Annotated in this window: 16 protein-coding genes, 3 tRNA genes and 1 pseudogene; 12 read left to right on the plus strand and 8 right to left on the minus strand. The window is 32.8% G+C overall.

All coding sequences use genetic code 11. The features are described from left to right. Positions 1-111 precede the first annotated feature (111 nt). Positions 112-612: a phosphoribosyltransferase domain-containing protein gene (locus OZP09_RS07400; protein ID WP_269237219.1), complete on the plus strand. Its 501-nt coding sequence runs from the start codon at positions 112-114 to the stop codon at positions 610-612. Here OZP09_RS07400 and OZP09_RS07405 read toward each other — a convergent pair. Further along, the gene (locus tag OZP09_RS07405; RefSeq protein ID WP_281310542.1) at positions 604-1,122 is read right to left on the minus strand and encodes a shikimate kinase; all 519 of its coding nucleotides are present in this window, start codon (positions 1,120-1,122) and stop codon (positions 604-606) included. The genes OZP09_RS07400 and OZP09_RS07405 overlap by 9 nt on opposite strands. Positions 1,123-1,248: 126 nt before the next feature. Between OZP09_RS07405 and OZP09_RS07410 the strand changes: the two genes are divergently transcribed. The 6 genes and pseudogenes from OZP09_RS07410 to OZP09_RS07435 form a co-directional block, all read left to right on the plus strand. After that, positions 1,249-1,321 (plus strand) — tRNA-Lys (locus OZP09_RS07410). Between the two features lie 39 nt (positions 1,322-1,360). After that, positions 1,361-1,433 (plus strand) — tRNA-Lys (locus OZP09_RS07415). Positions 1,434-1,475: 42 nt separating this feature from the next. Further along, positions 1,476-1,558 (plus strand) — tRNA-Leu (locus OZP09_RS07420). 117 nt (positions 1,559-1,675) lie between these two features. Beyond that, positions 1,676-2,581, plus strand: a complete 906-nt coding sequence (locus tag OZP09_RS07425; protein WP_281310543.1) for a LytTR family transcriptional regulator DNA-binding domain-containing protein — start codon at positions 1,676-1,678, stop codon at positions 2,579-2,581. A 100-nt stretch (positions 2,582-2,681) separates the two neighbouring features. Further along, the gene (locus OZP09_RS07430; protein WP_269237221.1) at positions 2,682-3,836 is read left to right on the plus strand and encodes an acyltransferase family protein; all 1,155 of its coding nucleotides are present in this window, start codon (positions 2,682-2,684) and stop codon (positions 3,834-3,836) included. A gap of 100 nt (positions 3,837-3,936) precedes the next feature. Next, a pseudogene (locus OZP09_RS07435) lies at positions 3,937-4,135 on the plus strand (FAD-binding domain-containing protein); the annotation flags it as partial. A 190-nt stretch (positions 4,136-4,325) separates the two neighbouring features. On the opposite strand, the gene OZP09_RS07440 reads toward OZP09_RS07435, so the two are convergent. After that, on the minus strand, positions 4,326-4,910 hold the full coding sequence (locus OZP09_RS07440) for a TetR/AcrR family transcriptional regulator (RefSeq protein ID WP_281310544.1): 585 nt from the start codon (positions 4,908-4,910) through the stop codon (positions 4,326-4,328). A 121-nt stretch (positions 4,911-5,031) separates the two neighbouring features. Between OZP09_RS07440 and OZP09_RS07445 the strand changes: the two genes are divergently transcribed. From OZP09_RS07445 to OZP09_RS07455, 3 genes are all read left to right on the plus strand, one after another. Further along, positions 5,032-5,832, plus strand: coding sequence for an SDR family NAD(P)-dependent oxidoreductase (locus tag OZP09_RS07445; protein WP_269237223.1), 801 nt, complete (start codon positions 5,032-5,034; stop codon positions 5,830-5,832). Between the two features lie 77 nt (positions 5,833-5,909). Further along, a complete protein-coding gene (locus OZP09_RS07450; protein ID WP_281310545.1) occupies positions 5,910-6,857 on the plus strand; it encodes an NADP-dependent oxidoreductase in 948 nt (315 codons plus the stop codon). A gap of 116 nt (positions 6,858-6,973) precedes the next feature. Further along, positions 6,974-7,357 carry a DUF4345 family protein gene (locus OZP09_RS07455; protein ID WP_269237224.1) on the plus strand — a complete coding sequence of 128 codons (384 nt, stop codon included), beginning with the start codon at positions 6,974-6,976 and terminating at the stop codon, positions 7,355-7,357. A 310-nt stretch (positions 7,358-7,667) separates the two neighbouring features. Here the strand turns inward: OZP09_RS07455 and OZP09_RS07460 are convergent, their stop codons facing one another. From OZP09_RS07460 to OZP09_RS07480, 5 genes are read right to left on the minus strand one after another with little or no spacing between them, the layout of a single operon-like run. Beyond that, positions 7,668-8,672 carry an NADP-dependent oxidoreductase gene (locus OZP09_RS07460; RefSeq protein WP_269237225.1) on the minus strand — a complete coding sequence of 335 codons (1,005 nt, stop codon included), beginning with the start codon at positions 8,670-8,672 and terminating at the stop codon, positions 7,668-7,670. Positions 8,673-8,693: 21 nt separating this feature from the next. Then, complete coding sequence (locus OZP09_RS07465; RefSeq protein ID WP_281310546.1) at positions 8,694-9,551, minus strand: hypothetical protein; 858 nt, start codon at positions 9,549-9,551, stop codon at positions 8,694-8,696. A 1-nt stretch (position 9,552) separates the two neighbouring features. Further along, entirely contained in the window at positions 9,553-10,512 is a 960-nt protein-coding gene (locus OZP09_RS07470; RefSeq protein ID WP_269237228.1) for an alpha/beta fold hydrolase, read from the minus strand. Between the two features lies 1 nt (position 10,513). Continuing rightward, positions 10,514-11,362 carry an alpha/beta fold hydrolase gene (locus tag OZP09_RS07475; protein ID WP_269237229.1) on the minus strand — a complete coding sequence of 283 codons (849 nt, stop codon included), beginning with the start codon at positions 11,360-11,362 and terminating at the stop codon, positions 10,514-10,516. A gap of 30 nt (positions 11,363-11,392) precedes the next feature. Beyond that, positions 11,393-12,190, minus strand: coding sequence for an SDR family oxidoreductase (locus OZP09_RS07480; protein ID WP_269237230.1), 798 nt, complete (start codon positions 12,188-12,190; stop codon positions 11,393-11,395). 110 nt (positions 12,191-12,300) lie between these two features. On the opposite strand from OZP09_RS07480, the gene OZP09_RS07485 reads away from it, so the two are divergent. Then, positions 12,301-12,711, plus strand: a complete 411-nt coding sequence (locus tag OZP09_RS07485) for a winged helix-turn-helix transcriptional regulator (RefSeq protein WP_269237231.1) — start codon at positions 12,301-12,303, stop codon at positions 12,709-12,711. A 237-nt stretch (positions 12,712-12,948) separates the two neighbouring features. Here the strand turns inward: OZP09_RS07485 and OZP09_RS07490 are convergent, their stop codons facing one another. Continuing rightward, on the minus strand, positions 12,949-13,152 hold the full coding sequence (locus OZP09_RS07490; RefSeq protein WP_269237232.1) for a hypothetical protein: 204 nt from the start codon (positions 13,150-13,152) through the stop codon (positions 12,949-12,951). Between the two features lie 536 nt (positions 13,153-13,688). Here OZP09_RS07490 and OZP09_RS07495 point away from each other — a divergent pair. Continuing rightward, positions 13,689-14,252 (plus strand): gluconate 2-dehydrogenase subunit 3 family protein, encoded by a 564-nt coding sequence (locus OZP09_RS07495; RefSeq protein WP_269237233.1) that lies wholly within the window; start codon positions 13,689-13,691, stop codon positions 14,250-14,252. Positions 14,253-14,274: the final 22 nt, after the last annotated feature.

Genomic DNA, 14,274 nt, shown 5'->3' on the forward strand with positions numbered 1-14,274 from the left:
TTCCTTACATTGGAATTTGGAATTTAAAGGTTTGAAATTTCTTTATAAAATTGGAATTTGGAACTTTTATATTGGAATTTTTAAATTTGTACATTAGCAAAAAAATAAATTATGAGCCAGAACATCATCTTAACCAATCAGGAAATTGAACATAAAATAAAACGTATCGCCTATCAGATTTATGAGACTTTTGTTGATGAAGATGAAGTTGTGATAGCCGGAATTGCGACCAACGGATGTATTTTTGCAGAAAAAATTGCCTTAGCCTTAAGCAACATATCTACTCTTAAAATTTCTTTATGTGAAGTTATCATAGACAAACAAAATCCTCAGTTACCCATACAAACTTCTTTGGCTATATCTGAATACGAAAACAAAGGTCTGGTACTTGTTGATGACGTCTTAAATTCAGGAACTACTTTAATATACGCTGTTCGCCATTTTCTCGACGTTCCATTGAAAAAATTTAAAACAGCAGTACTTGTTGACCGAAATCACAAAAAATATCCTGTAAAAGCCGATTTCAAAGGAATTTCGCTCTCTACATCTTTATTAGAACACGTAAAAGTTGTTTTTGATGAAAACGGAGGTAATTACGCTTCTTTAAGCTAATATCTCAAGAATATCCTGAACTGTTTCCTCAACGGTTTTATCATCGACAGAAACTTTATGTTGCGCATGGTTGTAATAAAAGCTTCTGTCGAACAAATGTTTCGCGATAAACTCTCTCATTTCCTCCTCATCCATATTCGCAATTAGCGGACGCTTACTTTTATTATATACTAGTCTATTATATAAAGTATCTATTGAAGCTTTTAAATAAATTGAGATAACATCATCTCTCTTTAATAACTCATGATTATTAGCGTAACATGGTGTTCCGCCACCCAAACCTATTATGCTGTTTTCTGAAGATTGAAGTAATTCCACAAACATTTCATGCTCTAATTTTCGAAAATAGATTTCCCCATGCTGCTCAAAAATCTCTTTTATAGACAAATTTGCTTTTTTTTCGATGCAATTATCTAAATCCAGAAACGGAATATTGGTGGTTTTTGATAAATTTTGGGCAATTGTTGACTTTCCGCAACCCATATAACCTAATAATATGATTTTTTTCATTTTAATAAAACCTTATAAACTAAGACATTGTGAAATTTGGTTAAAAAAAGACAAATTTATAATAATTTTGCTTGGAAATAATAAAATAAACTCCTTATATTTGCACCCGCGTTCAAGACACATAATGACTCGATAGCTCAGTCGGTAGAGCACATCACTTTTAATGATGGGGTCCTGGGTTCGAGCCCCAGTCGGGTCACAAATTTTGTGATTAACAAATTAAGTTTCTTGAAGCAATGACTCGATAGCTCAGTCGGTAGAGCACATCACTTTTAATGATGGGGTCCTGGGTTCGAGCCCCAGTCGGGTCACAAAAGGTCGAGTATTCATTTACTTGACCTTTTTTCTTTTTCGGCCATGTGGAGAAACGGTAGACTCGCCATCTTGAGGGGGTGGTGCTCGCAAGGGCGTGAGGGTTCAAATCCCTCCATGGTCACAAAAAAGGTAAAATACTTTAAAAAGTATTTTACCTTTTTTTTATTATTAAATCGAATAATCCAAAAGCCGCAAGCTGCGTATTTTTTGTATTTTTATACCTAAATAAATCCTTTAAATGCGATTCTACTTCAACACTGAACATTTAAAAAATGAAATTGAATATCCCCGGCGATACCAATCTCAAAATTTACCAAAAAGTTCGGTTGCCGTTTTTCTTATCATCCTACTATTTCTATTAGCATTCAAACCATTTGGAGTTTATGATCCTGAGCTCAGGATGCATTATTTTTTTATTTGCTTTTTACATGCTTTAGCACCAGCTCTCATTTTGTTTATTTATTTTAGAGCATTGAATTATGTCAGAAAAGTCAAAAATAAAACCCAGTGGAATTTACTTAGAGAATATATCTATATTGGAATTTTATTTGTTCTTATTGGCATTACCAGTTTTTTAATGCGTGATTTACTTTACACTAATTCTAACAACTGGTCGTTGAAATATCTTTTTGAAGAAATTAGAAATTGTCTTGTTGCTGGTGTGTTTTTTTATTTTTTTCTAAGATTATCTAGTTATTATTTGGAGTCCAAAAAAGGTTCACCATTCATACTTCAATTTATTCCACTTCAAATTGAAGCCGAAAAAGCAGCTTTACTATCAAATATTTTTATTAGCACTCAAGTAAAACAAGATGATTTTAACCTGAATATAGATCAGTTGCTTTTTGTAAAAGCTGATGGAAACTATATCGAGTTGACAAAATCAATTGGCAGCCAAACAACCACAGAAGTAAAAAGAATTTCTTTAACTCAATTTGAAAGTCAAATAACAGATTATCCACACTTTTTTAGATGCCACAGAACCTATTTGATCAATATGTTTAAGATTGAAAAAGTATCCGGAAACTCACAAGGATATTTTCTTTCATTCAATGAAACTGATATTAAGATTCCAGTTTCAAGAAAGCAGGTTGAGAGCTTCAACACATACTATCAGGAGCTTCGAAGCCAATGCATTACTTAGCTTGTTATTCATCACAAAACCTAGTTATCAGTAACAAGCCTCAGATTACTATATTTTCTTACTGTATGTTTGCCATCAATAACACAAAACAAAAATTATTATGACAACTGCAACAGCATACATGAATGATGATTCCGGGTCTTCGAAAAAACTTCTTTATATTGACAACATCAAAGCTCTTCTTACCATACTAGTGGTACTTCATCACACTTTTATTGCTTATAGTTCTTCTGAAGGCTGGTACTATAATGAAGAAACTAGTTTTTTAGGAATGCGTATTTTTACAACAGCATGCATTAGTATCAATCAATCTTTCTTTATGGGCTATTTCTTTCTATTGGCAGCCTATTTTACCAGCTCTTCCTATTCTAAAAAAGGAATCTCTAAATTCATTAAAGAAAGGCTAATTCGACTTGGAACCCCAATATTATTCTACTGTTTCATTCTTACCCCATTTATGTGTTACTTGGTTTACTATTTTGGGAGGGAGCATCATATTACTTTTTTCGAATATTTAAGTGGCTACAACAACTGGATTGACTTAGGTGTGACATGGTTCATAGCTGCTTTATTGCTATTCACGTTACTTTATGCAACAGCAAAAAAGATGTTCAAAATTACTTTCGACAAACTTATAACTGTACCTAATTCCCGCTCTATACTATTATTCTCAATAGCTCTGGGTATTATTAGTTTTTTGGTTAGAATTATATTTCCTGTTGGATGGATTCTTAAACCAATAGGATTTAAGCCAGGACATTTCCCACAATATATTGCACTGTTTAGTATCGGTTTACTGGCTTCAAAAAACAATTGGTTTGATCAACTTTCAGGAGAAACAGCTAAGCAACTCAAAAAAGTAGTATGGTTTTGTCTATTATTTTTTCCGGTATTTTTTATTGTGAAATTTAAACTCAATGCACCTTCTTCCTGGTTTTCGGGAGGTTTTCATTGGCAGGCATTGTTATATGCAGTATGGGAACAAATGATTGGTATTTCGATTATGATAACGCTTTTAATTAAGGGAAAAAGAAACTGGAATAAAACGTCAAAACTGCTAAATAAAGCCTCACGCAGCAGTTTTGCGGTATACATTTTTCATCCGTTAATTATAGTCGTTTTTATATTATGTGTGAGAAATTGGGATATTGAACCTGCAGTAAAAATTTTGGTCATGACTCCCTTGATAATAATAAGCAGTTTCATATTTGGTTCACTTGTTTTATTGATTCCGGGAGTAAAGAAAATTATTTAATATCCTATTTAAGTAGATCACAATTTCAAAGCGCATACCTTATAATAACAAAGGGTGCGCTTTTTTTTATTATCCAATTATACTATTTCTTTCCAACAATAAGGGATCAAACTGGGTTCCTATTGTTGATGAATGCATGCGATGGTTAGTTCAGACAGTTTACATCAACTTTAGAATACGGGCGATGTTAGTTTCCTTTTTTCACATTCAATTTGTGGCAGGACTGGAAGGAATTGTATTTTCTGGCAAGACAGTTTTTAGATTACGAACCCGAAATTCATTATCCGCAGATTCAGCTGTAAGCGGGTACAAATAAAGCCTAAATGCTGTTTGTTGTAGTCAAATTGCTTTTATTGTTTTGCATATTCTCTTAACCAGGCAAAGAACAGGATAAAGCAAACTGAAATATAAAAACGCTAAGTGATTAATCTAACATTCGCAATAATTAGTGTGTTTTCTCAAAATTTTATAGGATTTTATAAAACCACATTACGATTGGTTACAAATTACTTTAGCGGCAGACTTGGCTAATTTGATTGGTAACGAACTTTTAGTCCCTTTGCTTCGCAGAATTGCGCCTTCAAATAACATGATCACCTGGGTAGCCAGCGATTCACTTTCCTTAATTTTTGCCTTTAACAGATACTGTTCAATGAGCGCCTTTAGTGCATTGGTATGGGCATCGCAGGCTGATTCTATTTCTACGGCCTTATGGGCATACTCTGTTTTTGCATTCATTGCAAAGCAACCGTCAAGATTGCCAGCATCCACTAGTTCTACAAGAAAGTCAAAAATCATTAAAGCCTTATCAACTGGGTTGCCTAATGTAGATTTTTCTATAAAATCAATTATTGCTCTATATGTGATTTGGTGGTAATAATTAACAGTAGCAATAATTAGTCCCTCTTTTGATGTGAAGTGTTTGTAAAGTGTTCGTTTGGATATTCCAGTATTATCAACGATGGCATCTACACCGGTGGCATGAAAACCATTCTTGTAAAAAATGGCATAAGCGATTTTAATCATTTCATCCCTTTTGGGGGACTTTGAAGCTTGATTTGTTTTTTTTTCCATGACTAAAAGAATTTTATTGCAAATGTAAACTAAACGGTTTACATTTGCAATAAGTAAACAGATCTGTTTACACTCTGTAAACATAAATGTAAAAAACATACATAATTTAAATATTTTCAAAATGAAAGAAAGAAATAAAATGGGAACTGCGGTAGTAACTGGTGCATCGTCAGGTTTAGGTGAGGTATTTGCCGAAAAATTGGCAAAACGTGGTTATGATTTAAAATTAGTAGCACGCCGTAAAGATAGATTGGATTCAATCGCCCAAAAATTAGAAAGCAAATATGGAATTAAGGCAACCAACTTAGTGGCGGATTTAGGTCTAGATACAGATTTAGAAAAAGTGGCTGAAGAGTTAAGAAATGACAAGAGTATAACATTGCTTATTAACAATGCAGGTACTTCTACACTTGCATCAGTTACCAACACTAGCGTGATCAAACAAAAGGAAATGGTCAATGTAAATATAACTGCGGTAATGCTATTATCGAATGCTATTTTACCATCTTTTTTAGAGAAAAATGAAGGAACCTTAATTAATATAGCTTCAGTACTTGGATTTTATTCCCTGCCAATAAGTGCTGTCTACAGCGGTACAAAAGGTTTTGTAGTTCAGTACACCAAAGGGCTGCAGGAAGAAGTAAAAGGGACAAATATCCGTGTTCAGCTGGTAAATCCTGCTACTACTGCAACAGAATTATGGGAAGTTGGTGGCGTTCCACTATCTGCATTGGAACAGTCAACAATAATGACAGCTGAAAATTGTGTTGATGCCATTCTTTCTGGACTGGATCAAGGCGAATTACTGACACATCCGTCTGTAAACGATCAAAATCTAATTGATGCTTATGAAGATGCCCGTATAAAATTAATGCAAGGTTCACAAAGCGGTCAACCTGCGGAACGATATAACAAAATCTAGAAATTTAGACCTACAGCATTTTGCTTATAGAGTTCTGGAAAAATGTTCTTAAAGAATTAAACAAATTTTAAATAAAAATGAAAACAATAATTTTAAACCAAACAGGCATTGTTGATAATCTGCAATATATAGAAAGTGCAAAACCAACTATTAATAGTAATGAAGTTTTGGTAAAAACAATTTCATTAAGTGTAAACGTAATTGATTATAAAGTAAGATCAAATGATGGAGCGCTTAATTGGATTCTTGGTACAGACAGACCCGCAATTATTGGTTGGGATTTGTCAGGAACCGTAGTTGAAGTTGGTGATGATGTGACCGATTTCAAAATTGGTGATGACGTTTTCGGAATGGCGAATTTCCCTGGAAAAGGGAACGCTTATGCCGAATTTGTTGCAGTTCCATCTGCACATTTAACCTTAAAACCCGCAACTATTTCCCATCAGGAAGCGGCATCAGCTACACTTGCTGCGCTTACCGCTTGGCAAGCTTTGGCAGAAAAAGGTAATGTAAACAAAGGAAATAAGGTCTTAATTCACGCGGCATCGGGCGGTGTAGGACATTATGCTACACAAATTGCCAAACATTTTGGGGCTTATGTAATAGGAACATCATCGGCGAAAAACAAAGAATTTGTTTTACAAAATGGCGCGGACAAACATATAGATTATACAACAGAAAATTTTCAGGAAATAGTTTCAGATGTTGATTTTGTTCTTGATACCGTTGGAGGTGATACGATTTTAAAATCTTTAGAGGTAATAAAAGAAGGTGGTACGATTATTACCATTACAACCAGCAGTTTGTCCGACGAAATACTTGAAAAAGCAAAATCAAAACAGGTGAATTTATCATTTTTGCTTGTACAGTCATCTGGTGAAAATATGCTGCAGCTTGCACAGCTATTGGAAAATGGCACCATTAAATCGCACGTATCCAAAATATTTACTTTTGACCAAATGGGAGATGCACATTTACATTTAGAAAAAGGTAGAACTGTGGGTAAAATTGTAGTTAACCTTTAAAGAGCATAAACAAAATAAATAATTATAATACTTTTTCGCATATATCTTTACAATGGTTTTTAATATAAATAATAGAAACCAAAACCTAGATATATGCGAAATTTTTAAAATGAAAAATGAAAAAACTAATCAATATTTTAGTAGTGCTTGCAATTATCCCTTTATTGGTTTTAGGTACAGTAAATGTATTTGCTCCTTTAAATACTTTTGAATTGTATGGCATTAAACCATTAGGCATAATGACTTACAGTACCTTTAGAGGAGCCATCGGCGGTATGCTTATAGGAGGCGGGCTAATAATGCTTATGGGCTTAATTACCAAAAACAAAACTTGGTATCAAGCATCTTTATTACTAATAGCTGTAATATTCATTTGCAGAATTATTAGTGTAGTATTTGATGGTTATACAAATGATTTATTACCGGCAGGTATAACCGAATTGTATATTATTGTTGTAATGTATTTTGCATCAAAACAACTAGATCATTCTAAAAAGTAAGCTAAAAAGGATTGAGATATTATTGCAAAAGCTACGAAATAAATAGCAGCTAAAAATAGGTATTTATCTAAAAATTTAAGGTCATTATCACAAAATTGATAACTTAAGTAACCTAGAATAATATAAAAGCAGAGGTGAAATAAATTTTTAATATTGTAGAAACAAAAAGAGCATGCAAAATAGTATTGCACGCTCTTTAATTTTTATATCAAATACTTTAGAAAAAAACCAGTTTTAAAAACAATATTTCCCTACATTATATGCAACAAAACTAAATATTAAAGTTTACCGCAGCTTAACCGTTATCAAACTACCTGACCTTAACAACAACTTTCCCTTTTGACCTTCCAGTTTCAATGTAAGACAATGCTTCATTAGCTTGCTCAAAGGGAAACACTTTATCAATGACCGGTTTAATAATTCCTGCTTCTATTAGTTTGGTTATTTCTCCCAATTGTTTTCCTTCTGGTTTCATAAACAGGAATTTAAAAGATACATTCTGTTTCTTTACTTTTTTTCTTACACTAAAACTTAAAAGTTTAATTACCAATTTCAAAGGCCAAGACAAACCAAGTGCATCGGCAAATTCAGGCGTTGGTGGTCCGACCAGAGAAATTAATTGTCCGCCAGATTTTAGAATTCGAAGTGATTTTTCAAGAATTTTTGAATCTTTATTGCTGTGCAATACCAAATCGTAGTCTTTCAATTTAGTTTCAAAATCTTCTGTTTTGTAGTCAATAATTAAATCAGCACCGAGACTTTTTACTAAGTATGTATTTTTTGAGCTTGTAGTTGTTGCTACAAAAGCACCTAAATGTTTTGCTAATTGAATAGCGAATGCACCCACGCCACCTGAACCTGCCTGAATAAAGACTTTTTGACCTTTTTTAATTTTTCCTATTTCTACAAGTGCCTGCCAAGAAGTTAAACCAACTAACGGAATGGAAGCAGCTTCTTCCATTGAAAGATTTTTGGGCTTGAATGCTACATCATTTTCAGCAATAGAAATGTATTCAGCATAAGTACCTAGATGATGATCGCCTGAACTAGAGTAAACTTCATCTCCAACTTTGAACTTAGTAACTTTTGCACCTGTTTTTATGACTATGCCTGCCACGTCACGTCCCAATAGAAAAGGCGGTTTCATAGGTAGAAAAAGTTTGAAATCCCCATTTCGTATGAGTATATCTATCACATTAACACCTGCCGAATGTACTTGTACCAATACATCATTTTCATTTACAGTAGGTTCAGCCCAATCCGTTAAATGTAATTTTTCTTTCTTGCTGTATTTTTTTACTATGAATGCTTTCATCAGTTCTATTTTTTACTTTGATTATTGAATTTGTTTACCTTCTTTTACAAAAGTGATTGTTTCAAAAACATCATAAGCATCAATTGCTGAACAGTAGATAGCAATTCTGTCAGAAAGTTTTTTAATTACTTCGCTTTTAAAGAATTTTTCCATTTCGCTTTTATTTGCAAAACCAAGCATAATAGAAGCTTGAAACTGATCTGCCTTATCATTGTCATGGGCTACATTTGGCGTGTTCCATTGTTTTTCTTTCCAGGGATTATAAACTTTATTTCTCAATTCTTTAAGTATTCCAGTATTGGCAAGTATAGGCGTAAGTTCATCATTTATAAACTTTTTAAAATCGGTATCGCTTACACTGTCCTTTTTTCTAAAAAAAACCATTGCATTTGCTCCAATTTTAGTATCACCATCTGCTACTTTGTACCAATAAGAATGAGGATAGGCGGCATAAAGAATGGTTCGTTTAAACAGATTTACTTCATCGGCATAAGCCAATTTATTTTGTTTTTTACCTCTAAATATTGAAAATAGATTTTTTAATGTAACATCAGCTACACCATCAATTTTACGATTTTGAGGAATATTCGTTTCGACCCCAATGATTGCTGGCCATAAACCTGTATTGTTTTCTGCAAAATGTATTTGGCGGTATTCCAAAAGTCCTTTATTTGCAGAAATTATCTTTGAATGTGGCCCTTTCCAACGGTCCATTCCATCCTGACGCAATTTATCTGTTCGCATCCATAATAATATCGACGAAGATATATGTTTTTCTGATTTTACATTTGTTGCAACCTTTAGAGGTTCTGCCCTTTGAGCATTAACATCAAATAATGTAACTATACTCAGGATAATTCCTAATGATATATTTTTCATTTTATTTAGTTAAAAATGGTATAGCTTTTTCAAGAAATTCTTCATGATATTGAAAAATACCACCATGTCCTGAATTTGGATAAATTATTACTTTTTCAGCATTAGGAAACCGAATTGCTAAATCATACGAATTAGGCGTTGGCACCATTCTGTCATTATCGCCATTTACTACTAATACGGGATGTTTGAAAACACTTAAATCAGCGGGCTTGTCATGTCCCCATGTTTCGATGGCTTTAAGCTGATTTTTCAACACACTGAGTTTTACTTTCTCATCACGGTTTTCAGTTCTTTCTTTTAGACGTTTTAGAAAATCACGAGCTGCTTCTTTACCTACTTTGTTTTGAGTAAAAAACAGATAAAATTTAGGATCCCTGAATGTAAACAGACCTTTGAAAATATCCTTATACGTTAAACCAACCACATCGCTAACCCCTTTTCCACCTCTTGATCCGGTTCCCGCAAGAATAATTTTACGAGCTAAAGTCGGTTCTTGCAAAAGTAATTCTTGCGTAATAAAACCACCCATAGAAAATGCCACAATATCCACTTGTTTGTATCCCAACGCATGAATAAAAGCAATAGCATCTTTAGACATATCAGCAATACTTGTTCCTTGCTCACCTGTTGTAGCACCAACGCCACGATAATCAAAAGAAATAATTTGACGGTGTTTGGCAATAGAATCCATAATTCTTGGATCGCAATTATCAAGGTTTGCTGTTAGGTGATTAAAATATATGACCGGTATATCTCCTTCTTTTCCATAAGATCGGTAAGCAAATTTTATTCCGTTAGCTTCAATAAACTGAGTGGGTACAGTAGCATAAGTGTATTCTACACTTTGTGAATTTGATGTAGTCATAATTTCATAATTATTTGATTGTGAAATATTTGATTGTGAAAATAGATTACTAATATAACCTATTAACAGAAAAACTGCAATTAAATACTTTTTCATTTTATTTAGTAATAGTATTATTAATGAAAGTATTAATATAAGTAGTTGTCAATTCCGGATATTGATAATGCGGTGCATGACCTGCAGCATGAAAAATAATATGTTGTAAAGTTGGTGCTTTTTTCAATAATGGAAACCAGTTTTCTACTGCAAATGAAATGTCATTGTCGCCTGAAATTACCAATACAGGAGTTTGCAATGTTTTGTAGCCTTCTCTAAAATTATCTTTGTCTTCTGTCAATTGTGGTGTGGCTGCAAAATAGCGTTGGAGTATTTCAGGCTTAACCGGTACCTTTGATTCGTCATATCTTTGAGCAATACGCTGTAAAGATGCGATTCCGGCTGCACTACTTTTTTCTGATGTTGGCTCGAAAAACAAGGTAATAATATCTTCCGGAGTATAGGTAGGCTGCAATGCTTTTTCTAAAAATAATGGAGAAAGAGGAGCATCGTTTTTACCCATTGGATTGCTGCCAATTACAATGGTACCTAACACTCTTGTTGGATAAAGGAAAGTAGCGTATTGAGCTATCAAACCACCATAAGACCAGCCTCCAACAAAATATTTATCGAAATTTAGGTGGTCTGCCATTTTTGTTACCTCAGATGCAACTTCGTGCAAATCAACTGGTAATTCCCCTTCCGAATATCCAATACCTGAATAGTCAAAAGTAACTACTGTGTTATTTTTTGCTAATAAATCAAGAAAAAGGGGATCCCAAGTATCTAAAGTCCCTCTAAAACGATTTGCCAAAATTAGCGGTGTACCGTTACCTATTTTACGGTAAGCAATTTGTTTGTTGTCAATATTTGCATATTGTGTTTCTGTTGTTAATTCATTGTTTCCCATTTTTTTTTATTTTAATTTTAACTTTTTGATTTATTTGTTTAATTGCTTAAGAACATTTTTTTCCAGGACCCCATAAGCAAAATGCTGCAAATTAATCAAGACAGAAGTACCTTTACCTACAATATTTCTAAATTTCGGCTTAGCTGTTTGAACTACTTTCAGTACTTTTTCTGCAACCATTGCAGGATCTTCGGCTTTATCTACCAAATCATTTGTAAATTTTTCAATTTTATTTCTCAATGAATTGTAGTCTTCAATTTTGTTCGTTGGTGATGACGAATTATCTAGAATACTGGTTTTGAAAGCAGCTGGCTCAATCATTGCAACGTTAATATTAAAGCCATCTAATTCGTATCGCAAAGCCTTAAAGTATCCTTCAAGTGCATGTTTAGAAGCTGCATAATAAGCTGCATTTGGAAATGCTACCAAACCAATAATAGACCCGACAGTTATTATTTTGCCAGATTTTTGTTTTCTAAAATGAGGTAACATTGCGTTGGTAACTTTGATTGTACCCCAAAAGTTCGTTTCCAATTGTTTTCTTCCCAATTCAATCGGCGTTTCTTCCGCAATTCCAGAAACCAAAAATCCAGCATTGTTGATAAGAATGTCCAATTTGTTTACTTCCGTAAAAACTCTATTTGGCAAACTGTTTATTGATTCTTCTGAATCTAAATCTAAAGAAATTAGTTTGAAAGGTAATTTTGATGCGTACTTTTCTGGATTACGACTTGTACCAATTACATTATAACCCTTTCTGTGAAGCTCGTTTGCGATAAGCAAACCAAATCCGGAAGAAGCCCCTGTTATTAAAATATTCTTACTCATTTTATTTGTTTTAAAATTTATGTTGTAATTTTACTTGCAAATTGCAAGTGTAAATATACAAACAACTTTCAAAATGCAAGTTAAATTTTGAAGTATTTTTAATTTATTTTATGGAAACAAGTAAAAAAAGGTCAGAATGCCCATTGAGCTGCTCATTGGATGTGTTTGGAGACAAATGGTCCTTACTAATCATCAGGGATCTAATATTTTATAAAAAAGGCACCTACAATGACTTTTTAAAATCGGAGGAAGGCATTGCTACCAATATTTTGGCATCAAGACTAAAGGCATTGGAAGAAAACGGCATTGTTGAGAAATCAGCACACCCAGACAGTAAAGCGAAAAATTTGTACAAACTGACAACAAAAGGAATAGATTTATTGCCTATAATTATGGAAGTTTATATTTGGTCGGATAAATATTTTACAATGCCATCAGAGATAAAGGAGATAATTAAAGAAGCCAAAAAAGACAAAGATAAATTTGTAAAACAGATAACAAAAGAGCTGAAATCAAAATAACTAAAAGAATCTTCAAACAACGGACAGAAAAACTATAAACTGCAATCGCAGTTATGCTTAATTATTTTATAGTTGTCACATTCTAAATCCTCTTTTTTGAGAAGAAAATTTTTGTTGAAAAAATAAGGAAACCTGTGCAATTGCTTCCTTTAATGTCGGAATTGAATTTATTGAAAGGTTTTTTAGTTCCGGCTTCTGTAAATTGTTTACATGTATTGTTATCAGTATCTGCAAATTTTATAATTGTTGTTTTGTCGCTTCTATATCATTTACATTATACTCTGCGTTACAACTGTAACCAATAACTTCTTCACCTCCCTCAAATATCTTAATCAAATGCCAATTTCCAACAATATCCTCCGAAGCCAATCTTTTGGTTTCATTATCACTCGAACATGATAATATTCCTAAAAAGGAAATACTAAGTAATACTTTTTTCATAATTATATTTAGTTATAATTAATTTTTTTTAACCTAATAACCCAAACAACAATAGCAAATGCTCTAATTGAATCTTTAGAAACCTGAGAGGCAGATATTTAACCTAAAGATTTTAAAACCGGTTGGTTTATTTTACTTCGATCCTAAATTTCACCAGTATACACACAACAAATGTACTAATCGAAATATAAAACCTAGGAATTTACAATACCATCTAAACTCCCTTCCAACATTACAGATGACGAAGAGGATTGGATTAAATTATTTTTAACAAGAATAAAACTACTATAAAATTATTATATGTTATTTTTTCTAAAAACACATTCTTAAAATTTTACATTTTTCCTTACTTATTCCTAACTGACGTCATATGTTTTTAAAAATAACTACTAAAACGTTTTATTATATAAGGATTATTAATTTTACACAATTAATTATGTTTTAAAATAAAAATATAACTCTTTTTTTATTATTATTGTAAAGTATTGATAATTAAATTATCCTTAGTATTTACACAGTATTTTTAATATTTTGCAATGGAAAGAAGAGACGCACTAAAAAAGATGGCTTATTTGATGGGTGGAGCAATCTCTGCTACAACAATGGGTGTTTTATTTGAAAGTTTTACTGTATATAATCCCGAACAGAATTATGCCTATTCGTTTTTAGCTACAGATGAAGAAATTCTTGCCGAATTTGCCGAAATTATTTTACCTACAACAACAAATTCTCCCGGCGCAAAAGCTGCTGGTCTTGGTACTTTAATACCATTAATCATAAAAGACTGCTACCCTCCCAATCTTCAACAAGTCTTTAAGAGAGGCTATGAAGATATGCTGGCTTTCAGCAAAACGAAATTCAACAAAGAATTCCTAAGTCTTAATACTGAAGAAAAGAAACTTCTTATGAATGAATTAAAACAACAGACTATAGACAACAACAGAGAACCATCATTCTTTTTAATCGCCAGAGATTTAACTCTTTTAGGATACTTCTCTTCAGAAATTGGCTGTACAATCGCACGAGAATATTTGCCTATACCAGGCAAATACGATGGAAATGCAGACTACAAACCCGGACAAAAAGCCTGGGCAATATAGAGCCATAGCTTCCGAATCATTT

This window comes from Flavobacterium flavigenum (genome assembly GCF_027111255.2).
In the GTDB taxonomy this organism is placed as follows: domain Bacteria; phylum Bacteroidota; class Bacteroidia; order Flavobacteriales; family Flavobacteriaceae; genus Flavobacterium; species Flavobacterium flavigenum.

What these genes read in the sequence shown, in the direction of transcription:
- OZP09_RS07400 (WP_269237219.1), top strand. Translation starts at nt 112, where the DNA reads ATGAGCCAGAACATCATCTTAACCAATCAGGAAATTGAACATAAAATA.
- OZP09_RS07405 (WP_281310542.1), bottom strand. Translation starts at nt 1,122, where the DNA reads ATGAAAAAAATCATATTATTAGGTTATATGGGTTGCGGAAAGTCAACA.
- OZP09_RS07425 (WP_281310543.1), top strand. Translation starts at nt 1,676, where the DNA reads ATGCGATTCTACTTCAACACTGAACATTTAAAAAATGAAATTGAATAT.
- OZP09_RS07430 (WP_269237221.1), top strand. Translation starts at nt 2,682, where the DNA reads ATGACAACTGCAACAGCATACATGAATGATGATTCCGGGTCTTCGAAA.
- OZP09_RS07440 (WP_281310544.1), bottom strand. Translation starts at nt 4,910, where the DNA reads ATGGAAAAAAAAACAAATCAAGCTTCAAAGTCCCCCAAAAGGGATGAA.
- OZP09_RS07445 (WP_269237223.1), top strand. Translation starts at nt 5,032, where the DNA reads ATGAAAGAAAGAAATAAAATGGGAACTGCGGTAGTAACTGGTGCATCG.
- OZP09_RS07450 (WP_281310545.1), top strand. Translation starts at nt 5,910, where the DNA reads ATGAAAACAATAATTTTAAACCAAACAGGCATTGTTGATAATCTGCAA.
- OZP09_RS07455 (WP_269237224.1), top strand. Translation starts at nt 6,974, where the DNA reads ATGAAAAAACTAATCAATATTTTAGTAGTGCTTGCAATTATCCCTTTA.
- OZP09_RS07460 (WP_269237225.1), bottom strand. Translation starts at nt 8,672, where the DNA reads ATGAAAGCATTCATAGTAAAAAAATACAGCAAGAAAGAAAAATTACAT.
- OZP09_RS07465 (WP_281310546.1), bottom strand. Translation starts at nt 9,551, where the DNA reads ATGAAAAATATATCATTAGGAATTATCCTGAGTATAGTTACATTATTT.
- OZP09_RS07470 (WP_269237228.1), bottom strand. Translation starts at nt 10,512, where the DNA reads ATGAAAAAGTATTTAATTGCAGTTTTTCTGTTAATAGGTTATATTAGT.
- OZP09_RS07475 (WP_269237229.1), bottom strand. Translation starts at nt 11,362, where the DNA reads ATGGGAAACAATGAATTAACAACAGAAACACAATATGCAAATATTGAC.
- OZP09_RS07480 (WP_269237230.1), bottom strand. Translation starts at nt 12,190, where the DNA reads ATGAGTAAGAATATTTTAATAACAGGGGCTTCTTCCGGATTTGGTTTG.
- OZP09_RS07485 (WP_269237231.1), top strand. Translation starts at nt 12,301, where the DNA reads ATGGAAACAAGTAAAAAAAGGTCAGAATGCCCATTGAGCTGCTCATTG.
- OZP09_RS07490 (WP_269237232.1), bottom strand. Translation starts at nt 13,152, where the DNA reads ATGAAAAAAGTATTACTTAGTATTTCCTTTTTAGGAATATTATCATGT.
- OZP09_RS07495 (WP_269237233.1), top strand. Translation starts at nt 13,689, where the DNA reads ATGGAAAGAAGAGACGCACTAAAAAAGATGGCTTATTTGATGGGTGGA.